This is a genomic window from Indolivaga capnocytophagoides DSM 22835 (assembly GCF_000426485.1).
Taxonomy (GTDB): Bacteria; Bacteroidota; Bacteroidia; order Bacteroidales; family Dysgonomonadaceae; genus Dysgonomonas_A; species Dysgonomonas_A capnocytophagoides.
In genome coordinates, this window is record NZ_AUFL01000013.1 from 22,949 (window position 1) to 46,129 (window position 23,181).

At 40.3% G+C, this 23,181-nt stretch carries 20 protein-coding genes; 4 read left to right on the plus strand and 16 right to left on the minus strand.

Annotated elements, in window-relative coordinates; translation table 11 throughout:
- Nucleotides 1-3: 3 nt before the first annotated feature.
- The 7 genes from K322_RS0107635 to K322_RS0107665 all read right to left on the minus strand — a co-directional run bounded on the left by K322_RS0107635 (nt 4) and on the right by K322_RS0107665 (nt 12,748).
- Nucleotides 4-2,358, minus strand: a complete 2,355-nt coding sequence (locus K322_RS0107635) for a sulfurtransferase TusA family protein (protein WP_035331671.1) — start codon at nt 2,356-2,358, stop codon at nt 4-6.
- 35 nt (nt 2,359-2,393) lie between these two features.
- The gene (locus K322_RS0107640; protein WP_084158535.1) at nt 2,394-3,281 is read right to left on the minus strand and encodes a phosphate ABC transporter ATP-binding protein; all 888 of its coding nucleotides are present in this window, start codon (nt 3,279-3,281) and stop codon (nt 2,394-2,396) included.
- 200 nt (nt 3,282-3,481) lie between these two features.
- Nucleotides 3,482-5,917, minus strand: a complete 2,436-nt coding sequence (locus tag K322_RS0107645) for a beta-glucosidase (protein ID WP_026626357.1) — start codon at nt 5,915-5,917, stop codon at nt 3,482-3,484.
- A gap of 130 nt (nt 5,918-6,047) precedes the next feature.
- On the minus strand, nt 6,048-6,848 hold the full coding sequence (locus K322_RS0107650; RefSeq protein WP_026626358.1) for a histidine phosphatase family protein: 801 nt from the start codon (nt 6,846-6,848) through the stop codon (nt 6,048-6,050).
- A gap of 26 nt (nt 6,849-6,874) precedes the next feature.
- The gene (locus tag K322_RS0107655) at nt 6,875-7,801 is read right to left on the minus strand and encodes an endonuclease/exonuclease/phosphatase family protein (protein ID WP_035331673.1); all 927 of its coding nucleotides are present in this window, start codon (nt 7,799-7,801) and stop codon (nt 6,875-6,877) included.
- Between the two features lie 200 nt (nt 7,802-8,001).
- Nucleotides 8,002-10,362 (minus strand): TonB-dependent receptor, encoded by a 2,361-nt coding sequence (locus K322_RS0107660; RefSeq protein WP_026626360.1) that lies wholly within the window; start codon nt 10,360-10,362, stop codon nt 8,002-8,004.
- Between the two features lie 70 nt (nt 10,363-10,432).
- Nucleotides 10,433-12,748: a glycoside hydrolase family 3 protein gene (locus K322_RS0107665; protein WP_026626361.1), complete on the minus strand. Its 2,316-nt coding sequence runs from the start codon at nt 12,746-12,748 to the stop codon at nt 10,433-10,435.
- Nucleotides 12,749-12,967: 219 nt separating this feature from the next.
- Between K322_RS0107665 and K322_RS0107670 the strand changes: the two genes are divergently transcribed.
- Nucleotides 12,968-13,729 (plus strand): NUDIX hydrolase, encoded by a 762-nt coding sequence (locus K322_RS0107670; RefSeq protein ID WP_026626362.1) that lies wholly within the window; start codon nt 12,968-12,970, stop codon nt 13,727-13,729.
- Nucleotides 13,730-13,739: 10 nt separating this feature from the next.
- Here the strand turns inward: K322_RS0107670 and K322_RS18900 are convergent, their stop codons facing one another.
- From K322_RS18900 to K322_RS0107695, 5 genes are all read right to left on the minus strand, one after another.
- Nucleotides 13,740-14,597, minus strand: a complete 858-nt coding sequence (locus tag K322_RS18900; RefSeq protein WP_157279398.1) for a TIGR01777 family oxidoreductase — start codon at nt 14,595-14,597, stop codon at nt 13,740-13,742.
- Nucleotides 14,594-15,031 (minus strand): pyrimidine dimer DNA glycosylase/endonuclease V, encoded by a 438-nt coding sequence (locus K322_RS0107680; protein ID WP_026626363.1) that lies wholly within the window; start codon nt 15,029-15,031, stop codon nt 14,594-14,596. Before K322_RS0107680 ends, K322_RS18900 begins: the two co-directional genes overlap by 4 nt.
- A gap of 7 nt (nt 15,032-15,038) precedes the next feature.
- Nucleotides 15,039-15,518 carry a glutathione peroxidase gene (locus K322_RS0107685; protein ID WP_026626364.1) on the minus strand — a complete coding sequence of 160 codons (480 nt, stop codon included), beginning with the start codon at nt 15,516-15,518 and terminating at the stop codon, nt 15,039-15,041.
- Between the two features lie 425 nt (nt 15,519-15,943).
- Nucleotides 15,944-16,597, minus strand: coding sequence for a PAQR family membrane homeostasis protein TrhA (gene trhA / locus K322_RS0107690; protein WP_026626365.1), 654 nt, complete (start codon nt 16,595-16,597; stop codon nt 15,944-15,946).
- An 87-nt stretch (nt 16,598-16,684) separates the two neighbouring features.
- Complete coding sequence (locus K322_RS0107695; protein WP_035331675.1) at nt 16,685-17,557, minus strand: helix-turn-helix domain-containing protein; 873 nt, start codon at nt 17,555-17,557, stop codon at nt 16,685-16,687.
- A gap of 149 nt (nt 17,558-17,706) precedes the next feature.
- Between K322_RS0107695 and K322_RS0107700 the strand changes: the two genes are divergently transcribed.
- The 3 genes from K322_RS0107700 (at nt 17,707) to K322_RS20590 (ending at nt 19,483) form a co-directional block, all read left to right on the plus strand.
- On the plus strand, nt 17,707-18,147 hold the full coding sequence (locus K322_RS0107700) for a thioredoxin family protein (protein WP_026626367.1): 441 nt from the start codon (nt 17,707-17,709) through the stop codon (nt 18,145-18,147).
- Between the two features lie 4 nt (nt 18,148-18,151).
- A complete protein-coding gene (locus K322_RS18905; protein ID WP_260203572.1) occupies nt 18,152-19,171 on the plus strand; it encodes a UDP-3-O-acyl-N-acetylglucosamine deacetylase in 1,020 nt (339 codons plus the stop codon).
- Between the two features lie 105 nt (nt 19,172-19,276).
- Nucleotides 19,277-19,483, plus strand: coding sequence for a hypothetical protein (locus K322_RS20590; protein WP_026626368.1), 207 nt, complete (start codon nt 19,277-19,279; stop codon nt 19,481-19,483).
- Nucleotides 19,484-19,548: 65 nt separating this feature from the next.
- On the opposite strand, the gene K322_RS0107715 is transcribed toward K322_RS20590, so the two are convergent.
- Genes K322_RS0107715 through K322_RS0107730 form a run of 4 tightly spaced genes read right to left on the minus strand, consistent with a single transcriptional unit; the run spans nt 19,549 to nt 22,674 of the window.
- Nucleotides 19,549-20,385, minus strand: coding sequence for an FAD/NAD(P)-binding protein (locus tag K322_RS0107715; protein WP_026626369.1), 837 nt, complete (start codon nt 20,383-20,385; stop codon nt 19,549-19,551).
- A gap of 15 nt (nt 20,386-20,400) precedes the next feature.
- Nucleotides 20,401-21,408, minus strand: coding sequence for a 4Fe-4S dicluster domain-containing protein (locus K322_RS0107720; protein ID WP_026626370.1), 1,008 nt, complete (start codon nt 21,406-21,408; stop codon nt 20,401-20,403).
- Between the two features lie 5 nt (nt 21,409-21,413).
- The gene (locus tag K322_RS0107725; RefSeq protein WP_026626371.1) at nt 21,414-22,202 is read right to left on the minus strand and encodes a 4Fe-4S dicluster domain-containing protein; all 789 of its coding nucleotides are present in this window, start codon (nt 22,200-22,202) and stop codon (nt 21,414-21,416) included.
- Nucleotides 22,195-22,674: a hydrogenase iron-sulfur subunit gene (locus K322_RS0107730; protein ID WP_185095086.1), complete on the minus strand. Its 480-nt coding sequence runs from the start codon at nt 22,672-22,674 to the stop codon at nt 22,195-22,197. Before K322_RS0107730 ends, K322_RS0107725 begins: the two co-directional genes overlap by 8 nt.
- Between the last annotated feature and the right edge of the window lie 507 nt (nt 22,675-23,181).

The window sequence follows — 23,181 nt, forward strand, 5'->3', positions numbered from 1 at the left end:
TGTTTATTTTTTCCTTATAGTTACTTTCCAATGGTCGCCTGCCGAATTTTGTGACAGGACTTCGTGTCCTTCGCTTTTTACCGATCCCGGAACATTAGCTATGGGTTGTCCGTCATCGAGCAGTATATCCAATATTTCGCCCGATTTCATGGTCGAAAGCAGTATTTTGGTTTGCACAAAATTCATCGGACAGGCTACTCCTCTTAAATCTTTAAATCTGGAGGTTGTAGAGCTTGTACTCTCTTCGGCTTTTACAGGCTGCTGTTCTTTTTGTGCCGGAGCATCCTTGAATTGCAGCGAGTCGTCCATATTCTGGTACAGTTCAATCACTCTGTCGGATAACTTATAGATTAGTTCTTTCTTTGATGAGAAATCAAAATCTTTCTGATTCTTAGCTGTCAGAACTATTTCTTCGAATGACTTATCTACTAAACCGCTGTTGATAAAATTAGAAATAAATAGGTCGAACGTTTCGTCTGTAGTCTTCGGTTCTGCACCCTTTGTAATAAGCAGCATGCGCGACGCTGAGTAAATAATATCATACAACAGGCTGTTTGTCTTATTTACATCCGTTTCGTTAAGTAAAGACTGTTTGTTCTGATTGATGTATTTCAAGTCGAGATCTATCATATCGAACAGTCCCGCTGAACATTCGCCGACTCCCCTGCTTGCCACGCTGAATATTTCCTGAGCTCCCCAATCGAAGTAATAGTTCTTGTCATCGTCAAAAGAGGGAATATCCTTGTATTCTTCGATTAGCTGAAGTATGTATTCTTTTCCTTCGGATTCTATATAGCTTTTGAAATCGGCATAACTGTTTTTGCGGTCAATATATTTGCTCAGTAATTTTAAAACAAAGCGGGGTATATCACGGGCATTCATGCTGCCGATTGGCTCAGCGAGTTGTAAATTGCCTTTACGTGAGGCTCCTGCATATATTTGATATCCAGGATAAATGCGGTCGGTGCGTAAAACTTTACCCGAAAAGCCCAGATCTGCCCATACCTGTTGTCCGCACGAATTCGGGCATCCTGAAATCTGAATACGCAAATCCGAAACTTCGTCCAATAGTAGCGTATTTGTTTCCAGTGCTTTACGGATTGCCGTTGCCAGTCCTTTCGATAAGCCGATACCCAGACGACAGGTGTCCGCTCCGGTACACGATACTATATTATTAATAACGAGAGGACGGTCAGTTTTTACATCCAATATTTTAATTTTATCATAAAGATCGGGTAGTGCCGTATCGGGAATGTTCCGCAGGTGTACATTCTGCAATGTAGAAAAGCGAATGGTATCCTTGCCGAACTGAGAAACGAATTGCAATAGATTCAATACATTCTCCGTATTGTCTTCATTATCTATATTGATATTTCCATGAATAAACGGGATTGTAATTGTATTGTATCCCAATTGTTTCTGCTTATTTACATACCTGATTTTCCACTTACGAAAATCCTCACTTGTGTTATCCGATACCGATTGATATGGAACAGCGGCAATAGGTTCTGTGGTTTCAGGTATAAATTTAGGGGTTTCGGCTATTGCTTTTTCGTAGTATTGGTTGAATAACCTGAATACCTCTTCCGCCCCTATTTTATAAAATATATAACGCAGGCGTGCCTTGTGTTTATTTTTCCTGTTTCCATGCTGTGAGAATAGTTGTTTGGTTGCTTCAGCTACAGCATATAGATTTTCTTCGGGTATAAAATCCGACAATAACCATCCTATCGTTGGTTTTGAAGCTACAGAACCTCCGAGATATACTTTATATCCTCGTTTACCGTCTTTGATGCGTGCAATGAAACCCAGATCATTTACTCCTGCATAGTCAGGTTGAGATTCATCCGAAGAAAATGCCAGTTTAAGCTTTCGGGGTAAAGTAAAAGAGTCGCTTTCGGCTATCAGTTTACTGGTGATAGCCATAGCGTGGGGTGTAAGATCGAATGTTTCGTCAGGATCAATGCCGCTGTTAACCGATACCAGAATATTGCGTACCGTATTTCCTCCTCCTCCTTTCGAACTTAGACCTATTTCTTTCAGCTCTTCCAGAATATTCTCGACTTCTTTCAGTTCCAGATTTTGGATCTGTATTTCCTGCCGGGTTGTTATATGTAATAAGTTTGAGTTGTGCCTGCGGGCTATATCTATCAGGTTAATAAATTGAAACGGATGAATAACACCTCCTGTTGTACGTACACGCACCATGTATACACCATCTTTGCGTTGTTCGTATATACCCATCGGTACACGTGTTACTTTTAATTTGAGAGGCTCTATTATGCCTTGTTCGAATTCCTTAGCTAAAGACCCGAAATTGGAAATGTCTTCTGTTAAGGTATCAGGTAGTTTATACATGTGGCTGTTTTTATAAAAGATTCTTAAGTTGGTTATTAACTGAAAACTCCGGATAAGTATTGTTTGGTAAGTTCGTGCTTCGGATTGTTAAAGAGTTCCTTTGCGGGGCCTGTCTCAATAATCTCTCCAAGATATATAAATACGACATAATCGGCTATCCGTAATGCCTGACGGAGTGTATGAGTAACGAGAATGATCCCGTATTTTTCTTTCAGTTTAAGAAACAGGTCTTCGATATGCCGGCTCGAAATCGGATCGAGTGCCGAAGTTGATTCATCACCGAGTATAAATTGAGGTTCAATAGCCAGCCCTCTAGCCAGACATAGGCGTTGTTGCTGACCTATTGATAAACTGGATGCCGGAGAGTGTAAGCGATCTTTTACTTCTTCCCATAATCCTGCGGCGATAAGGTTATTCTTTACAACCTCATTCAGCCGTTTCTTTCCCCGTATTCCGTGTATTTTACATCCGAATGTGATGTTGTCATATATTGACATAGGCAGTGGAGTAGGACGTTGCGAAAGCAATCCCAGTTTCTTCCGTATATGGGTTACTTCTACCTTTTTGCCGTATATATTTTCGCCGTCAACTTCTATTTGTCCGTTGATTTTCACATCACGGTTATCATCTATCAAACGGTTTACTGTTTTCAGGAGAGTAGATTTGCCGCAACCCGAAGGACCGATAATACAGGTAATCTTATTGTTCGGAATCTCCAGATTTATATCTTTTAGTATGTGATTGTCTTTTATGCTGACATTCAGATTGCTGATCTTTATATTACTGCTTTGCTTTCCATCCGTTTGGTTTAGTGATTGGTTCTGGTCGGCAACTCTGTTTACAAGAAAGTTTAGAACCGACTTGTCGGGAGTCAGAAGGCTTGTGTTTCGTAAACTATGGAAAAGAGATTGTATCGCAGCCATGTCGTTTTGTTTTTAAGATTTGCTCTGCGACAAAATTATGTAGTCTGTATTTGTTGTAAAATACCATATTGATGGTATTTATTTGAAATAGATATTATGAATAAGGCGAATCGGTAATTGAAGGAGGTATTCTTTTATAAGAAAAAAACAAGGATATGTGTTTTTCACATATCCTCGTCCATCTCTCAAAAACCAACCTGCTAAGGTCGTAAGTGGGTAAACTTAATGTCGGGAATAATGACATTGTTTACCTTCTCGATAATCCTGTCGTCCGACAGAGTGAATGATGATGTTTGTTGAATGCCCCTCGACGAATTGCCAATAAGAACTTTGTATGTTCCCCCGTCGGCAATCCATGCACATTGCTGTTCATTAAAAGATGCAAGGTCTTTAGGCGATAATCTGAAATATACGGTTTGAGTTTCTCCCGGCTGCAACAGTTTTGTTTTGATAAAAGCTTTTAGCTCTTTTTCGGGTTTATCAATGGCTCCTTTAGGTGCAGACAGATATAGCTGGGCTACTTCTTTTCCTGCTGTATTTCCTGTATTCTTAACATTTACGGTGATGTATAATTCTTCTTTAAAATTCTCTGAACTGATTTTGATATTAGAAAAACTGAAAGTAGTATATGACAATCCGTAACCGAATTCATAAGCGGGCTTTATGTTAAATGTATCGAAGTATCTGTAACCAACATAAACGCCTTCGCTGTAGGTGATATCCGTGGGTTTGTCGATAGGGGTTCCCTGAAAATTTCGGGCAGTAGAGAGGTCTTCGTATTTCACAGGGATGGTCATTGCCAGTTTACCCGAAGGGTTTACTTTGCCCGATATTACATCTGCAATAGAATTACCTCCTTCTTGTCCGGGAAGCCACGAGAAAAGAACCGCATCTGCTTTATCGCTCCATCTCGTTGTTTCTATTATTCCTCCCGTATTTACTATTACTATCACTTTCTTTCCGGCTTGATGAAAAACCTCCGAGACATTGTTTATGAGATTGTGTTCGTCCTGAGTCAGATAATAGTCTCCTTCGAGTGGGCGGTCTTCCATTTCACCCGAACTGCGTCCTATGGTAATGATGGCTGCATCACAAGTGTTGGCTGATTCACGGATGAGAGACTCTTTCAGTTGAGGCTGAGGCATGAGTGGTATCAGCATAAACGGGTCTTTATTTAGTTTTGTTTTAAGGTCAGATTCTTCTTTTTCTACAAACTTTCGGTATATATTATCCAACTTTCCATTGATAGAATATCCCGCATTTTCCAAACCCTGGATCAAAGATACAGTATAAGCCTTGTTCACATCGCCGCTGCCCGTACCTCCGGCTATCATTTTATATGATATGCTGCCGAATATAGCGAGATTCTTTTGTGCGGAATTTAGAGGCAAAGCTTTTTGCTCATTTTTCAGTAGTACCATTCCTTCTGCTGCAACTTGCCTTGTAAGTAATGCGTGAGCTTTCAGATCCGGAGAGTCGGAGTATTGATACCCTTGCATTTTAGGTGAGTTGAATATCATTTCCAATACACGTCTTACACAAATATCCAGATCTTTTTCGGAAAGTTTTCCATTCTTGATATCTGCTTTCAGATTGGCGATTTGCATGCGTGTCCCCGGCATTATCAGATCGTTTCCTGCATGGATTTGCTGAGCTGTATAATTTTCTTTCAGAGATATAGCACCATCACTCACTAAATTGATTCCGCTGCTGTATCCTCCAAACCAGTCGGTCATCACCAACCCTTTGAATCCCCATTCATTTCTTAATATATCGGTGAGCAATCCTCTGTCGGCCGATGTATATGTACCGTTGATGAGGTTATAAGAAGACATAATTGTTTTAGGGTTCGATTCCTTCACTGCTATTTCGAATCCTCTCAGGTAAATTTCTCTTAATGTCCGTGCCGATACATGTACATTCAAGCCCATACGGTTTCTTTCGCTGTTATTTGCGGCGAAATGTTTCAGAGAAACACCCACTCCTTTGTGCTGGACGCCAAGGGTTATAGCTGCTGCAATTTTACCCGAAACAACAGGATCTTCCGAAAAGTATTCGTAGTTGCGTCCGCAAAGCGGGTTTCGCATAATATTGAGAGCCGGAGCCAATTGTATATCCGAGCCATATTCGAGAGCCTCGTCTCCGAGGGCTTTTCCGACCTGCTGTGTCAACTCCTGATCCCATGTTGAAGCCAAAGAGATACCTGTAGGAAATCCGGTAGCATAGAATGTTTTATCCGAATTCTTACGGGTTGGCATGATTCTGACTCCTGCAGGGCCGTCTGTCATAATTACCGCAGGCAGGCCGAATTTCTTCAGTGGATATGTTGATCCGGCAGCTCCCGGCAACATAAAACTCTTGTCTTCCATAGGAGGATCTATGGCTTCAAAACCCGTTATCTGCTCGAACCCGATCATCCCTGTACCCAATACGAGGTTTATTTTATCTTCTGTCGATAAACGCGAGAGCAGGTCTTCCACCCTCTGGCTTATCGGTAGCGAGATATTTTCGTATGGTTCGGTCTTCCCGTTTTTGTTGAGGTCTGCATTCACGGGTTGTGTTCCCTGAGCATTTGCAGATACTGTTGCCGCTACTGTGAGTAGCGATGCTAATTTGATCTTCTTTAGAAATTTCATATGCTTTTAAATTGAAAGAAGGTATGTTCAAAATATTATTTAAACATACCTTCCTGAAGTTTGTATTCTGTTAAGCTCTCAGAGTTTTTGATTGTTATAGGCTAAATGAATAAGAGAAAGGTCTGTGACCTTATTTTCCTGATAATTTCTTTCCGGCTTCTACATAGCTCATATCACCGAATGACTCAAGCATGAACTTTCCGTCTTTGTAAATGACTTTACATACAGCTGCATTTCCCATATGCCCTGCGCTCGGTTTTTTACCAAAACTGTCGAGATCCGATAAGAATACGCCGATAGACATACCATGTCCTACGATCAGAATATTGCCACCTCCGTTTGCCGCTTCTTCTTCGGCAATCTCACGGAGAGCTTTTTGTCCACGTGTTTTTACATCATTGTAGTTTTCTCCGATACCCAATGTTTCCAATTCTTTAAAAGTATTGATTACTTTAATCAAAAGACCCGGATCGTCTTTCATTGCATCCATCATGTCTTTTTGAGATTTGAAATGAAGATAATGTGCAGCATCTGTCCACATTCTCATATTGAGGTCTCCTTCGTAACTGCCGAAATTGGTTTCACGTATCTGAGGAACTTCGGTTATTTTCATATCGGTTTGCCCCTTTGAATCCAGTACAATCCGGGCTGTTTGACGTGCACGTCCGAGGTCACTCGAATAAGCAGCCCTGAACGGCACGTCTTTTAAGCCAACACCTAAAAATTCGGCCACTTCAACCCCGGGAGGAGTCAAAGGGGTGTCTGCCCATCCCTGTACGCGATCCATTGTATTTAGAATCGTTTTACCGTGACGGGCTATATATAAAACCACAGTATTATCTTTATCCTGCGCTTTTGCTTTCTTTTGAGCAAAAGTGCTTGGTACGAATGCCAGCAATGCTGCAACTAATAATATTTGTATCTTTTTCATTGTTATTTGTGTTTATTGTTTATTGTTTATTTATTAAAATACAATACTACCGGATAATGATCTGAGTAATAATCAGTAAAAGAGTCCTTGATGAGATTGCATTTTATAATGTCTTTCTTCATATTACCACTTACGTACAAATAATCATAACGAAGCGGATCTTTTGCCTGATCATAGAAAAGTTTAGTCGGAGCCGAGGCCTCGAATTGAGGATGGAAGTGCTTGAATGCATCTATGTATCCGGCATCCAGAATTCTTTGCTGTATTGTATAATCCAACTCATCGTCTTTGCCTAGATTGAGGTTGTGAGGTCTCTTCTTTCTGTCTTCACGAATGAAATCACGAACCCGGTTATTCGCGTATGCACTCTTATCAAGAGGCGATACCGAGTTGAGGTCACCCATAAAGAGCCATTTTGCATCGGCTGGTTTTGATTTCATTGTGGCTAATATCTGGTCGATCTCATATCCTCTCTTTTCGGAAGAGAACGGATGAAAATGTGTCACCATAAAATGGAATCCTTCTATTTCGGCTTCAATAAATCCGTGAATATTATTGTCTAAAACTCTGCGGACATTTACAATCGGATATTTTGATGTTATAGCTACAGGAAAAGATACAGAACCGTCAGCAGATGGTTCTCTTACTATTACCACATAAGGGTGTCCGTAACTTTCGGCTAATTTTCTCAGATTGTTGGGGTTTGCTCCTTTAGGTGCAAACTCATAAGTGTCAGCGGTAAAACCATTCATTTCCTGCAAGGCGAGGATATCCGGATCTTGCTGGCGGATCCATTCAGCGAATTTTGACTTATTTTCGGTCGAATCCTGCCGCATACCCCAATATACATTGTAACTGATTAATTTTAAAGTCTTTTTCTGTGCGTATAATTGTACGGCTGCTATACTGCAAAAGAGTATGATAAATGCCGATTTGATATATTTTGTATTCATAAGGCTTGCTGTTTAAAGGTTTTATATGCCTTTTATATAGTAGGTTAACTCAATTTTTAGCAGCAGATGAGTAAACTAAGACTTCGGACCTCTTTTGAGAGAGAGCTATAATAGGGGAATTATGGCTTTTACGAGGTTCGCTTATTTAAATGTCTGTTTATGGGTTTGTTTACTCATCTGCGACCAGTGTGTGTCAGACCTTAAAATCTGATTCTTGTTTTAAATTCTACTGTAAACGGACGGATATATGTTCCGGTCAGAGGCTTGTCATACAAAGCAGTCGCTTGTTCGGCTGTAGTTGTATTCGTTCCTGAAATTGAACCTTGAGCTCCGCTTTGATTCAGCAGGTTAACTGCACTTATGCTGAAATCTACATTTTTATCGTATTTATAGTTGAATCCAGCGAATGTTTCCCAACGAGATGCAAAAATCAGGGTATTGGGGTAGTTCGCATATTCTTTGCTGAAATAACGTGCACTTGCCCAAACTCTGAATTTGCCGGCAGCTCCCCATGTATAGCTTGGGTCGATTTCGATTAGGGTTTTTGATACGCTGCGTGCTATATTACCGCTGTTGTCTACTGTCTCCTGATAGGTTGATGTATGTTTGCCATCCGAAGTTTTTGCTTCGTAATCGATGGTCATAGCATAGTTTTCGTATTTGGGATTTTGCAATGTCAACAATACATGCAGGTTGAATCCTTTGAATGGAGTAAATAATACGTCGGTAGTCCATCCCATGGTGTTTACATCGTAACTGCTTGTTTGCTTGGTGGTAGCAGAGAATTTTTCTCCGGGATAATCCTTGTCTGTCCACGTTGCATTAAAGGTCGAATTGTTCTTGAAATTGGTGCGTTTGATCTTCGTGAATTTAGATACTAAGCTTACCATCGGATGATTGAAGTAAACTCCGGCTGAATATCCGGGGATCTCACATTTTGCGATATTGGGATCATCTGCTCCGGCATACGAACTCAATTTACCGGCTTGTTGTATATAATAAGCATCGGCTAATACACCAAAAGTGTTTGTTATTTTATACATACCGCTTGCTGTAGCAGATACGTTCCACCAATCTTTTTTAACATCAGTAGTATTGCCTGAAACCCAGTCCGTACCTGCGGCTTTTCTGTCGGCTGCAGTATACCAGTCTCCGTTTACGCTTTGCCATTCGATACGAGTGCCAAAGTCAAGAGATAATCTATTGTTAGGTGTCCATTTTTCAGTACCTACTAATGCCATCTTATTATCAGTGCCGTTATAGTACTGCATTGCCTTGTTGTAGCCGGCGTTGCCGTATTTGTCCGATTGATTTACCCATGCAGTACCATCCCATTGCTGTTTGATAAGCCCTTTAGGATTAGGAGCTACTTGAAACTGATAATTGTATGTGGCACTGTTTGCTTTATCTACATTGTAGTACCAGTTGTGAAATCCCACCATCCAGTGGTGCTTGTCAGACTTTTTACTCAATTCGAAGCGAGCCATTACCGTGTTTTTTTCAGACCTGGGAGAATAGATCATCATACCGTTCTGAACAAGTCCCTCGTATACATTCTGAGGATTGTCGGTATATACATATCTGCTATCCCCTTTTTCGGGAGTTGCACCGGATGCAAGACCTTGTCCGATAGCAGTCAGGTAAGGATTATATAATCCCGAGTTTGCATAATGATAACGTACGGTATAATCAAGTTTCATTCCGTTGCTGAAGTTGTGGTCTCCCAGCAGGTCTATAACATGTGATGTGCTTGCTGCATCACTCATGGCATCCCATGTTTTTTCTTTTCCGGTCAAAGGGTCAATTGCATGGATAATACCCGATTGTTCGAGGTACGCATCGCGTCCGATCTTAAATCCCGGAAGTTTATCTACAGTTCCGTCCTTACGATAAATGTATGGACTTTGTTTTGCATTGATAGATGAGCTGTATGCAAATTTGTATTGCAGCCCTATTTGTCCGTGTGCATATTTTTTGTTGATAACACCCTTCAATATCTGCGTTTTATCCATGAATTGAGATATGTTGGAGCGGTATGTCCCGGGATCCATATTAACGAAACCCGTAAGAGAGTAGAAGAAACCGTTTTTCATAGGACCGCTAACATTTACATCGCCACGCAATAATCCAAATGAGTTGGTAGTGAAACTGGCACTGCCCTTGAATTTATCTGTACCTCTATTAGACCATGTACTTACCGATACGCCTACATCGCTGGCAAATATGGCTGTTTCGGATACATTCAATACTCCGAATTTTGCAACGCCGGCATCGTTTCTCCATACAGCTGTCGGAGATTGTCCCATAAAGTCGTAAGTAACCGGCAATCCATTTTCGAGGATAGTAGTTCCTCCCACACTTGCCGGTAATCCGATATTAACAGTACGGGGGCCATTGTCGGCAGATGCATTTAACATTACATTAGATGTTTTACCTACCTTGGTTTCTGTGCTTTTGATCGTGTCAGTCTTAGCCTTAGTGTCTTGGGCACTAAGACTTGCTGTAACGGCAACCGACATAAGAGCAATCAATCCGGTTTGGCTTAAAATTTTCTTTTTCATGGTTTTCGATTTACTAGATTTCTTGTTTGCTTGAGTGTCAAAATGTTTGTCTGAGTGTATTTCAAAGGTGTTATTTAGAATACCTTTGGGTTCTTGCGTCTTTAATTATTCCTTTCCAGTTGAGTCCAAATCCAAAATCGTATTTGTTACCTTCTGTATCTTTGTGGCATTCCATATCGAATGGAACATCTTCGTTTTGTTTTTCTACAGTTGCCATGTTTGCCGGCATTTGTACGGGTAGTAATCCCGAAGGTTCGTATTTTCCCGAAACAATGTCGAGTACAGCCTGTTCGGATACTCCGAAACGAATAACGATACCGTCTGCTTTGTCTTCAAATTCATTGAATACCATCGGACGGGTGGCATTAACAACCACTATCATCGGTTTATCACCCATCATCTTGCGTGTAGTCAGTATTGTATTCAGATCCATTGTGTTATTTACAGTTGTTGTTTTATTTTTGTATGACCTGTTGGTAATTGTAGGATCGATAACGGGATCTCCGGCTGCGATACTTTGTCCACGCCCTTCTGTCGCGGTATATGTTCCGTATTGTAGAGAGATGGGCACATAGCCATTGCCTCCTTTTTTGCGGTCATCTATGCTGTAACCTCCTCCATCGGCATCGACATGAGGACTGCTTACAAATACCATTGCAAAATCGGCTTTAGTCGGATCGGAGGTCACATTGTAGTATTTTTTTACGATGTCCATATTTACAGGATAGTCTAAAGTCGGTTCACCCCATATGCCCCACCAGTTAGAAGTTGCCGGACTGTATATTTTAGGTATATACACTGTTTTTTTATCCGATACAGGAAGTATATTATTTTTGTTTTTAAGCATTACAATTGATTTCAGCTGCGCATTATATCCTGCCTGCATAAACTCGGGGCAGCCTACAGTTGACGAACTTTGTTGTGGATCTAGATATGGATTTTCGAACAGCCCCAGACGGAAGATATTTTTAAGAAGGCGAACGGCTGATTGTTCGAATCTTTGTCTCATGAAAGTCTTGCCATGTTCTTTTACTCCCATCTGGTATGCTGCTATAACGGGTGCGACCTGATTGTTTCCTCCAAATTGGTCTATTCCGGCCATCAAAGCCATATAATGTCTTTCGTTTTCATTCATATTTTCTACACCCCAAGGCTTTCCTCTAAACTGATCGGGTGTGCTGCCTTCATCGTGGGTAATCATCCAGTCGGTACAAACTACCCCGTCATAGCCATATTTCTCTCTGAGCAGGTCGGTGATGATGTATTTACTGAATCCGTTTGCATAATTGGTTCCGTCTTTAGCCTGATTATAAGATATAGTATAATAAGGCATTACAGCTGATGCTTCTTTTGTTTTTCCATCTAGTTTGAATGCTCCTTCGGTAAATGGTTTCAGATGCATCTCGAAGTTATTTCCGGGATATACGGCAAACTTACCGAATGCCCAGTGTCCGTCGCGTCCACCTTCTTCGGGTCCTCCGCTCGGCCAGTGTTTTACCATTGCATTAACACTGTTGTATCCCCATCCGTCTTTTATCTCGGCAGAGCCTGTTGATGTCTGGAATCCATCGGTATACGCACGTCCCATATCTGTTACCAGTTTGGGGCTTTCTCCGTAGGTCATGGAGATACGAAACCAGCGGGGTTCGGTTCCCAGATCTATCTGCGGCGATAGAGCCGTTGTAATACCTAAGGCTCGGTATTCTTTTGCAGCAACTTCCCCGAACTGCTTCATTACAGCCGGATCGAATGTTGCTGCCATAGCCAGCCCATCGGGCCATACCGAAATTTCTCCGCTGCCACCGGCATTAAATTCTGCCTTTACTCCACCCGAAACTTGTCCTGCATGACGCGGATCGGAGCTGGTATTTCCCGGAATGCCCAATCCGATGCTTTCGGCATACGATTGCATCGAATTATTCCACTTCGCGGCAACTTCGGGACTTTCAACTGTTACTATTAATATATGACGAAGATTATCTTCCTTCAGTATTTTTTTTTGTTCGTCCGTTAAATTCCACGGATTTGCACCGCTTTCTTCAATAGACTTGCCATTGTAGGTTCCTGCGCCGAATCCCGAGGCTTTAGCAGGGATTGTCTGATGTCCGCTGTAGAGCATCAATCCGGCTATTTGTTCTACAGACATGCGTTTTGCAAGGTCTTTAGCCCTCACTTCTGCAGGTAGCCGCCAGTCTTCATACGGGTCGAGTTTTCCGTTTTTATTGAGATCCTTAAATTTTAGGCCGTCTTTGGTGATAATTTTTATTCCTGAGTTTGGAGAATATCCGAGTACTGTACCATTCTGATTTTCTACTTTGATAAAGTCTTGGGAAAAACAGCAAAGAGATATCGATAGTAGAGGTAATATGACTAGTTTCTTTTTCATAACCAGTAGCTTTTAAGAGGTTGTTTGAGATTGTTTCTAAAAGCAAATGTATCTTAATATTTGTAACAATCGCTATAATTGTGCGTTAAAATAACGCATCTATGTTTTACAACATATTTATGCGTTGTTTTAACGCATAAATTAGAATTGTTAAATCTGATTTTAATGTGTATTTTTGCGGTATAAGACCCCAATAAAGAATTGTTTAGAAAGATATAGATGAGTAAGAATGTTTTGTATCCTTATTCTTCAGAAAATACTCATCCGGGTTTTTCTGTAGATTGTGTAATTTTAACTTTGCACGAAGGCAGGATAAAGGTATTGTTGGGTAAGCGTGACATAATCTATGATTATTGGTCGCTGCCCGGAGGATTTATGTTTAAGGATGAAGATGCAGACGAAGCTGCGCGAAGAGCATTGCATCGGTTTACGGGATTGCAGGATGTCTTTATCAAGCAATTCTATTTATTTAGTAATCCGGCTCGGACTATTATCGAACAAAACAGAGATATGCTTGAGAAACAACAGGCTGCCCATGACGAAAGGAATAACTGGTTTCTGCAGCGTTTTGTTTCTTTGGGTTATTATAGTCTGGTTAGATACGAACGGGTTTTGGAAATGGTAAAAGAAACGGATTCGCTCAGGTGGTACGACATATCGGATATTCCACCGCTTTATTCCGATCACGAGAATATTATTCGTACGGCTCTGGATACTATAAAAGCACTGCTTCCTGTTATTCCGGTAGCGTACGAATTGCTTCCCGAAAAGTTTACGATGTTAGAACTGCGGAAGATTTATGAGATAATTCTCGACAGAACATTCGACAGGCGCAATTTTCAAAGAAAGGTATTGATGAATGGAAATATCATACAACTCGATGAGCGAAAGAAAAGCAATGCTTATAACCCTCCGATATTATATTCATTTGATCCGGAGATGGATAAGAATATTACTACAATATCGAATACTAGTTTGTAACGGTGTCTGCTTAATCGAGCAGGTTAGAACAAAAGTCGGAAATGGTGGGGCTCTTGAATATAAAGTTCGATTCTTGTAGTTTCTTAGAGCTCACATACTGCCCTTCGGTCAGAAAAGATGCCGATTCACCCATGATGCAGCTCAGAACGGGTGCAGGTATTTTTAAAGGGATAACACCTCTGTAGTGTTTAGCAACATAACGTATAAGGGAATTCTGAGAAATTGTTTCAGGTGCTACCAGATTAACGATGTGTTTTATCTCCTCATTATATATAATGTATTCGATAGCTCTGGTGAGATCAGCGAGGTCAATCCATGGGAAATACTGCCGTCCTGATCCGAGTATGGGTATCAGCCCGAACTTTGTAGGTAAAGCCATTTTTCCGAAAGCTCCGCCTTTGTCAGCCAGTACAATCCCAAATCGGGTAATGCAGAGCCTTACATCTGATGAGAGATTCTGAGCTTCTGTTTCCCACTCTTCACACAGATCGGACAAAAAACCTGTACCTTTCTCAAATACTGATTCGTTGTGATGCCCTTCGGAGTGATAGTATCCTACGGCAGATGCAGAGAGCAGCAGCAAGGGCTTATGTTTGGATAGATTGATTGTTTCCACAATCTTTCGGGTAGTTATTATCCGGCTGTCTCTTAATTCTTTCTTGTATTTATTTGTCCATCTTTTGTTTATAGATGCTCCTGCCAGATTGATAACAATATCCGCCTGAGACAAAATGGAGTGTAACATTTCCTTATTCTCATCGGAGAGAGTGGCTCTATTGATGGGAAGTATAGAATGCCCACGGCTTTCAAAGTAGTGAGAAAGGTTAGTTCCTATGAATCCGGATGCTCCGCTTATTGCTATTTTCATCTGATAACCTCCCATTCTTCAATATCTCCTTCTATAACGTGAAATAGAGGATGAACCAGAGTTTGACAATCAGGGTTTTGTCCGATATTCAATAGAAATTCGGGATTACGTATTTTTAGTTTATCGATCAGATGTTTTTGTTCATATACGATCTGACCCGAAGTTACAGCAATGGGTGGGATGGAATCTATCAGCATGATTTTTTCCGGATTATAAGAATACCCCCTGCGTTTGGCTTCTCTGTATACACTGGTCAGATAAGCATTAATATAGAGTATCGGATCGGAAGAATTTTTGAAACGTTGAAGCTGAGGATGATTTGTATATCCTTTGGTTTTACCTTCCAAAACATGTTTTGCCAATAGTCCCTCTCTCCAGCAGGCATTTAGTCCGGCCGGATCAAGATATTTGGGATGGATTGACCAAAGTCTCATATCGGAATTATTTATTTAAAAGTTCTGCAATTTGATCTTCAAATTTAGAGGGACGGGTAATAGGTGCATATCTGTCTACGACATTGCCTTCTTTATCAATCAGAAATTTTGTAAAGTTCCATTTAATAGCTTCACCAAGGAATCCTTTTTCCTGCTGTTTAAGATATACGTACAAAGGGTCGGCGTTTTTACCATTCACATCAATCTTAGCGAAAGTGCGGAAAGTCGTTTTGTATTTGATTTCACAGAATGAAGCTATTTCTTCATTACTTCCGGGTGCCTGTTTCCCGAATTGATTGCAAGGAAAATCCAGTATTTCGAATCCTTTATCCTTGTATTTCAGATATAAATCCTGCAACTCCTTATACTGGGGAGTAAATCCGCATGCTGTAGCTGTATTAACTATCAGTAGTACTTTCCCTTTGTATTGCTCAAGGGATACGTGGTTGCCTTTTGTGTCTTTTACCGAAAAATCGTATATACTCATATTGATATCGTATTTTTAGGTTATAACAAACAAAAAGCAAATTCGATCATCTGTTTGAAATTTTTTATCAAAAAAGACAGAATTTAGGCTTTGTTGAATGTCCCAATAACCCGAAAAATTGGTCTTTTGGTCTAAGCCCCAAAAGGAATACAAACAATCGCTGATTGCGGATCTCAGTGGATGAAAATTTTTATGACATTGGCAGATTCCAAGTTCAATAATAAGATTTTATACACTTGTCATTATTCTGGAGACGAGTCTGCAGCAGAATCTATTCAGGTATTATTAATTTCTAGGCGGTTTTAATCTACCGATATATACCGGAGAAATAGGACATGACACGAATCAAATGATCGCGTCTTTTATATCTGCTCTTTCTCTTGAAAACAAGAACTAAGTTGCATAAAGGATTTACGGTATAAGGCTTACAATATTGTATATATAGCTATTATGTGACAGATACTGCCGCCTAACACAAAGAAATGGAAGACAGTGTGCATATAAGGGATTTTTGCAAAAGAATAGAACAATGCTCCGATGACATAAGATACACCACCTGCTACAAGCCAATATAAAGCCTCCATTTTTCCGATATTGCCAAGTACTTCAATAAGCGGAGGAAAGGCTATAAATATGCTGCTTCCCATGATTACATAGCAAGCCGTTTCTATATAACTGTGCTTACCCGAACGTTTGAAACTGGCTATGACACCAGCCAAAGCAGCCAGCCATATAAACAAAGTGAGAGACCATCCCCATGCTCCTTGTTCTCTGAGAACGATCAATGTAAATGGAGTATATGTTCCGGCTATGTGAAGGTATATAGATGCATGGTCGAACTTTTGAAGTATATCTTTTTTTCGTCCTTCAGGTAAAGCATGGTAGCTTGTTGATGCGATATAGCACGACAGCATCCCCGTCAGATAGATACATACACTGAGTATAGCCCAATTATTACCCGATGTAACAGCCATAGACAGCAAAATAAACCCGGAAACAATCCCGAGGGCTATACCCGCTGCATGTGATAAACTATTTGCAAGTTCTTCTTTTTTACTGTATGTTCTGCTTCTTGCCATTTTAAGAGTAAAGGTAATTATAAAGTATAGGGCTTGTGGTGATACGATTTTTATCTATACTGAAAAGATGAAAAAAAAAATACAATTTTAACTTTCTCGGTATTCGACCGGAGTCATTCCTGCATATTGCTTAAAATATCGACCGAAGAAAGATGGATTTGGAAAATTTAATTCTTCCGAAATCTGAAGAACAGTCATATTGGATCTCTTCAACATCGATTTAGCCTCTATTATAACTGATTCGTTAATCCATTCGTTCGCTGTTTTTCCTGTTGCTTTTTTTAATGTGCTCGACAGGTATTTAGGGGTAACGAATAGCTTATCTGCATAGAATGCTACATTTCGAATTTCTTTCCGGTGGTTTATCATTAAACGAAAGAATTTGTGAAGAAGTTCTTCTTTTCTTGCCGACTTTATTTCGGTATTACATTCAGTGTCTACGTAAATAGAGCAGGCTTGCATGATGGTGGTATAGAGTAACCCTTTAGCTATTTCTTTTCTGTATGCCTGATCTGTTCTTTGGTGTAGGTTCTCAATCAACGAAAAATAAGTAAGTAATTCCTGCATTATTTCATTAGGTATTTTGATACACGACTGTTTTCCGATTTTGAAAGCGACATCAAAATTCGAGGGGAAAGGCAAATCCGAAAGAAGATCAATAGGAAAAAATAATGTTTTTGTATGTAGGTTTTGTCCTCTTTTTATAGGCTCGAATATTTGATTTGGAAATATAATTGTCAATGTGTTTTTGCTTACAGTGTATTTTCTGAGATTGATCTTTATCTCGGCAGTTCCACCCAAACAAATAGAAAGAAGAACACCCTCAAAAATATGAGGGAAATCGAGTAAAACATCTGTTGGAATTTCTGTCGACTCAGAGAAAATAATGTTTTCAACAACATGGGCATTTGCGCTTTTGTTGAGAATATCATCGACAGAAATTTTTTCAATAGGTTCCATTTTTTTTACAATAAAATACAGGCTTTGTTCGACTACAATAGTAAAGGTAAATAAAAAAAGGAAAAATCGGACATTTTAGACGAATTTCAGGTTGTTATATATTCGTAAAAATCAAAGATCTTTGCCATTGTGATTTCAGGTATTGTGTTATGAAGAAAATGTTTAAGATAAAGCCGATTCATTGCGTGGGAGCATTTATTGCTATAATACTTTCTATGTATATGGTAGACAGTTTTACACCCAAGGCGAGTATTAAATCGATTCATGAAACAAGTTTACTCGAAGTTGATGACCGTGTTTTTGGAGATAAAACAGGATCGGGTATTTCTTATGTGCTTTTCTATTCCGAAGATTCAGAAAAGTGTACAGAAATGGCTTATAATCTCGATCAGCTGTCAAAAAAAGAGTCCGGCTCTCACTTCTATTGTATGAATGTATCGAAAGATCAGGCTCAGGCGTTAGCTCATCAGGTATCGGGTGTTCCATACACTCTGATATTGAAAGATGGAAAACCCGTAGAAAAAGTATTAGGAATTGTTCCGGTTTCAAACTTGCGGATGATTCATGAAAGAATAAATAAAAAAGATTGAAAATATGGTCGAAATGGTTAAACAACAGACATTAAGAAATAGCTTTCTTTTAGAGGGAATAGGTTTACATACAGGTGTATATGCAAAAATAAAATTCAATCCGGCTCCGGAAAATCACGGATATAAGATAATGAGAACCGATTTGCCCGGAACCCCTATTATCGATGCATTGGCAGAACATGTGATGAGTACCGAGAGAGGAACAGTCTTGAATGTAGACGGTATTCAGGTAGGAACAATTGAGCATGCTATGGCAGCGTTGTATGCCTGCGAAATAGATAATTGCCTGATAGAAGTGGATGCTCCGGAGTTTCCTATTTTGGACGGAAGTGCCATCTTATATTTGAAAAGTATAAAGGAAGTCGGAACCCACATTCAGAACGCTGATCGTAAGTACTTCGATTTTCCGCGGAAAAAGTTCAAGGTAATGGATCCGCAGACAGGCTCTTCTTTGCAAATGATCCCGTCTCAGGATTACGGTATCCAATGTGATATATCTTTCGATTCACCTTTGCTGAAAAAGCAAAGTGCAAAACTTGATAGCTTACAGGAATTTGCGAAAGAGATAGCTTCTGCCCGCACATTTGTCTTCGTTCGTGAGATCCAAACTTTGATTCAGCATAATCTGATTAAAGGAGGAGACCTCGATAATGCTATTGTTGTTTACGACTCGGTAATTCCGCAGGATGAATATGATAAGATAGCCGATCTGATGGGGGTTGAAAGGCGTGATGCGACAAAAGTAGGCTATATAATGAATAAGCCATTGCTTTACACAAATGAACCGGCTCGACACAAACTCCTGGATGTGATGGGAGATCTGGCTTTAGTCGGAGGTTTTATAAAAGGGCGTATCATAGCAAATCGTCCCGGACATAAGATCAACAATCAGCTGGCAAGAGCTATACGCAAATATTATATCGAAACAGTAGAAGAAAAAGAAAAGAAGAGACATGAAAAGGCAAGAGCGAAGAAGGTCGCAGCAACTCCTGCTGTATCCAATTTTTATTGGAATTGCCCATAAAGGTCTCAGTCCTATTTGTAGCTTTGGTTAGTAAAGCAGCCAAAGTTTGTTATAATCTTAATATACATCATTGAATGTATTCTATTACTTATAGATGCTAAGGAGATGAGAAAACTACTTTTATTTTTACACATAAATTCGAAAGTTCTAACAGGCTTTATTGTAGGCGGTTTCTTAGGATATCTGCATTGGTTTTATTTCGGATGTTACTGGGGTACTTACCTCTTATCAGCAGAATGTTGGGTTAATTGTTCCATGGGAGCAATTTTCGGAGGCTTTGTTGCCAGCTTGTTCAATAATAATGACATCTGAATCCATTCAGTTATACTAAGACATCGTATAGGAAACAGCCAACTGTGAAGTTGGCTGTTTTTGTATCAATATTCGGCAGGTAGAGCCTCCAGTTGAATACGAGAGAATACCGGACCGTCTTTACATACATACTGACTGCCTACATTGCATCGTCCACACTTGCCAACCCCACATTTCATCCTGTTTTCTAGGGTGGTGTATATGTTTTCTGCCTGAAAACCAAGTTTATCCAAAACCGGAAATGTAAACTTAATCATCACCGGAGGACCGCAGACAATGGCTATTGTATTCTCGGGTGATGGGTTCATTTTTTCTAGAACACTCGGTACAAACCCGATGTCTCCTTTCCAATCAGGGGTTTCACCTCCCGGATCGACAGTCGTTACCAAATTTACATCGGGGCGTTCTTCCCATTCTTTCAACTCGTGTTTATATACCAGATCGGCTACAGATTTAGCTCCGTAAAGAATACTTATGTTGTTAAAATTTTCACGGGTGTCCAAAGCGTTCCATATCACACATCTCATAGGAGGCAAAGCAATACCTCCCGCTATAAAAAGCAGGTTTTTGCCTTTCCATTCATCTATGGGGAATGTATTTCCGAAAGGTCCTCTGAATCCCATTGTCTGACCTTCTTCGAGTTTTGCCAAAGCGGATGTTACCTTTCCTGCTTCACGGAAAGTACATTCTATATATCCTTTTCGAGTAGGAGATGAGGCAATACAAAATGTGCTTTCTCCTTCTCCGAATACCGAATATTCACCGAACTGTCCGGCTTTGAATTCGAAATTTCGGGCTTCTTCTTCATCCTTGAATTTCAGACGGAAGGTTTTAACTCCCGGTGCTTCCTGTGTAATCTTTTCGATTGTCATCAGGTGAGGCAGGTATATATTATCGTTCATAATTGATCAGTTTACTTATAATTGAGAAATTTCACTTAAATGCTCGGATAAATTCATATCCACCGGACAAGCCCTTGAGCATCTTCCGCATCCCGTGCAGCCTCTCACCGAAATTCGTTCGGGCATATATGCGAATTTATGTAACAATCGCTGACGCCATCGTTGGCTTTGAACTTCACGCGGATTGTGTCCTGATGTATGCAGTGTGAAGAGTGAAAATCCACAGGAATCCCAGCAGCGCAGTCTTTCACCGCTATTACCCTTTGTGTTTTCCTGAATGTCGAAACAGGCGCAGGTCGGACATACGAATGCACAGGCTCCGCAACCCAGACAACGCTCCGATTGTTCTTTCCAGACTTCGCTTTCGAACATATGCGATATTTTGTCGTGTAATTCTTCAATATTGAATCTTACAGGAACTTTTGCCAGATATTTTTCTTTATTGATATTGGGATCTGCACTGAACAGGTCGCTGTATTTGTCTGCTAAAGACTTTCCTTTTTCAGTGATAATCTCTGCCAGATATCCGTCAGAAACAGGAGTCAGTAATATGTCGCTTCCTTCTGTATTGCCGGGACTACCGTTGACAGATGTACAGAAACAGAAATCATCGCACTGGGTACAGCTCATCGAAACGAGTGTAGTACGGTCTATATGTGCATTGAATGGTTTATCTTTTGTATCCCAGTTGAATATTCCCGAAAGAGGGCGAAACCCTGCCGCATCGCAAGGGTGAATCCCGAATACCACAGTTTCGGGAATACTTTCTGTATCGAAATCTTTAAGAGTGACATCTCCTTTCTTTTTTTCGAAAGAGAATAGTTTTTCGGTACGGGGAAAAGCCACGGCCTTTGCCGATTGGGTTGTTTGTATATGCTCAAGACTGATTTCTTCGGATGATGTGATATCGCGGAAATCTGTCCTGTCACCTTTGGATACCGGAGCAAATATCCGCTTTCCGTCGGAGTTTATTTTATTCAACCAGACTTTTAGCGCATCTTTTGATATATGTTTCTTTTCCATAAGGCTTAACGTATAAAAGATTCCTGATCTTCGGGTTTGAATGTCGATAGCACATTGCCATGTCCATCATTCTTTCCGAAATTAGCTGCAACCGTTTCCGTCATCATGTGAGTGAGCAGATGAATGGGGATTCCGAGAGGACAAGCTGTTCCGCACGATCCGCAGTCGGAGCAGCGTCCTGCCATGTGCATCACACGGTTTATCTGCCATTCCATATTAGTAAGAGTACTTGCCCAAGGCTGAATCCATTGAGGGCGATTCACTTCTACTATACATTTGGTGCAATAGCACATAGGGCAGGCGGCACGGCAGGCATAACATTTAAAACATTTCGATAATTCGTCAGACCAGAATGCCCAACGTTCCGAAGCATTCATTGCTTCCAGTTCTTTTACGAGTTTATCATCCTCCATTTTTGAGGGAGGAGGTGTTTTTTGAAGATACTCTCTGATTTGATCGGCATCCGAAAAAACAGTCAGAGAGCTATTGTTATCTACACTTATAATGTGTAAGCGGTCTTTATTCAGTTGGTTTTCATTGAATAACTGTAAGATACTTTTCAGTGCATAATACGAAGCCGAAATACCTACTCGCTTTCCGGCTGTAAGGTCTTTGCGAGTAAGATATACAGCAAGATTGCCTTGACAACGATCATCGAAAATAAGCTTATCGGCATCTGATACATTCTTTACAAAGAACGGACGGGGACGATTAGATCCGGCCTCATATCCGATAAACAGATCTATTGATTCGCTGTCGAACAGTTCTTTTACTTTATTAATCAGTTCATTCATGGCTTACCTCCATTTCTTTAGCTAATTCGGGTTCGTTTTCTTCGAGAAAGTCTGCAGCCCTGCGGTATTCGGTGTAGGGACCCATTTCTCGAATCGTGTTTACTGTCGAATTTACTATATCTGCCCATTTGGCTCCTTCGGCTGCCGATACCCAGGCAAAATGGATTCGGCGGACATCGACCCCTATAAAGTCGAGAAGGCTGCGAAAAAGAATCCAACGGCGACGGGCATGGAAGTTGCCGGAAGTATAATGACAATCATTAGGATGGCAACCCGATACAATAATGCCGTCCGACCCGTTGGCGAATGCTTTGAGTAAGAGCATAAAGTCGATGCGTCCTGTACAGGGGAAGCGAACGATTTTGACGTTCGATGCGTATTTGATACGGCTTGTTCCCGTAAGGTCGGCTCCGGCATAAGTACACCAGTTGCAGACAAATGCTACTATTTTGGGTTCAAATTCAGTATTCATAGAATTCAGTTTTTTTGAAACGTTTGTTGTAAAAAAGGTAACAAAATCAGGGATGAGTTAACAGTTATCAATAAACAATAATCAGTAATCAAATTCAAAAAGGTAACAAAGGTTACTACAAAATTGGACATCTTTCAGTGTTCCTTTATTTCCTTATTGTCTCATTATATCATATTAGTATATTGCTTTCTTGTAACTGAAAATCAGATACCGTATGCAGAAGCAGGAAAAACTAGTTTCGGTCGTTATAGAAATAAAATAGCTCTGGGAGCTTAATAATCAAAGAAAACCTGCTTCCGCATCCGATATCATCTTATCATACCATATAATTAAAATAAAACATCAAATTTTTTAAGATCGCTTTTGGGAATTACAAACATATAAAAATCAGTCGCTTAATTCGAAAAGGTAACAAAGGTTACAACATCAATGTACAATTTCCATTGTTACTTTTCCTCTTTCAGTTGATCTCTGTTAACTGATCTTACCTATAGATAAAAATACACA

Excerpts from the sequence above, each read along its gene's own strand:
- K322_RS0107640 (WP_084158535.1), bottom strand. The coding sequence starts at position 3,281 with ATGGCTGCGATACAATCTCTTTTCCATAGTTTACGAAACACAAGCCTT.
- K322_RS0107680 (WP_026626363.1), bottom strand. The coding sequence starts at position 15,031 with ATGAGACTTTGGTCAATCCATCCCAAATATCTTGATCCGGCCGGACTA.
- K322_RS20590 (WP_026626368.1), top strand. The coding sequence starts at position 19,277 with ATGAGAAAACTACTTTTATTTTTACACATAAATTCGAAAGTTCTAACA.
- K322_RS0107715 (WP_026626369.1), bottom strand. The coding sequence starts at position 20,385 with ATGAACGATAATATATACCTGCCTCACCTGATGACAATCGAAAAGATT.
- K322_RS0107725 (WP_026626371.1), bottom strand. The coding sequence starts at position 22,202 with ATGAATGAACTGATTAATAAAGTAAAAGAACTGTTCGACAGCGAATCA.
- trhA (WP_026626365.1), bottom strand. The coding sequence starts at position 16,597 with ATGGCAAGAAGCAGAACATACAGTAAAAAAGAAGAACTTGCAAATAGT.
- K322_RS0107660 (WP_026626360.1), bottom strand. The coding sequence starts at position 10,362 with ATGAAAAAGAAAATTTTAAGCCAAACCGGATTGATTGCTCTTATGTCG.
- K322_RS0107730 (WP_185095086.1), bottom strand. The coding sequence starts at position 22,674 with ATGAATACTGAATTTGAACCCAAAATAGTAGCATTTGTCTGCAACTGG.
- K322_RS0107655 (WP_035331673.1), bottom strand. The coding sequence starts at position 7,801 with ATGAATACAAAATATATCAAATCGGCATTTATCATACTCTTTTGCAGT.
- K322_RS0107695 (WP_035331675.1), bottom strand. The coding sequence starts at position 17,557 with ATGGAACCTATTGAAAAAATTTCTGTCGATGATATTCTCAACAAAAGC.
- K322_RS0107700 (WP_026626367.1), top strand. The coding sequence starts at position 17,707 with ATGAAGAAAATGTTTAAGATAAAGCCGATTCATTGCGTGGGAGCATTT.
- K322_RS0107650 (WP_026626358.1), bottom strand. The coding sequence starts at position 6,848 with ATGAAAAAGATACAAATATTATTAGTTGCAGCATTGCTGGCATTCGTA.
- K322_RS0107635 (WP_035331671.1), bottom strand. The coding sequence starts at position 2,358 with ATGTATAAACTACCTGATACCTTAACAGAAGACATTTCCAATTTCGGG.
- K322_RS18900 (WP_157279398.1), bottom strand. The coding sequence starts at position 14,597 with ATGAAAATAGCAATAAGCGGAGCATCCGGATTCATAGGAACTAACCTT.
- K322_RS0107670 (WP_026626362.1), top strand. The coding sequence starts at position 12,968 with ATGAGTAAGAATGTTTTGTATCCTTATTCTTCAGAAAATACTCATCCG.
- K322_RS18905 (WP_260203572.1), top strand. The coding sequence starts at position 18,152 with ATGGTCGAAATGGTTAAACAACAGACATTAAGAAATAGCTTTCTTTTA.
- K322_RS0107685 (WP_026626364.1), bottom strand. The coding sequence starts at position 15,518 with ATGAGTATATACGATTTTTCGGTAAAAGACACAAAAGGCAACCACGTA.
- K322_RS0107645 (WP_026626357.1), bottom strand. The coding sequence starts at position 5,917 with ATGAAATTTCTAAAGAAGATCAAATTAGCATCGCTACTCACAGTAGCG.
- K322_RS0107720 (WP_026626370.1), bottom strand. The coding sequence starts at position 21,408 with ATGGAAAAGAAACATATATCAAAAGATGCGCTAAAAGTCTGGTTGAAT.
- K322_RS0107665 (WP_026626361.1), bottom strand. The coding sequence starts at position 12,748 with ATGAAAAAGAAACTAGTCATATTACCTCTACTATCGATATCTCTTTGC.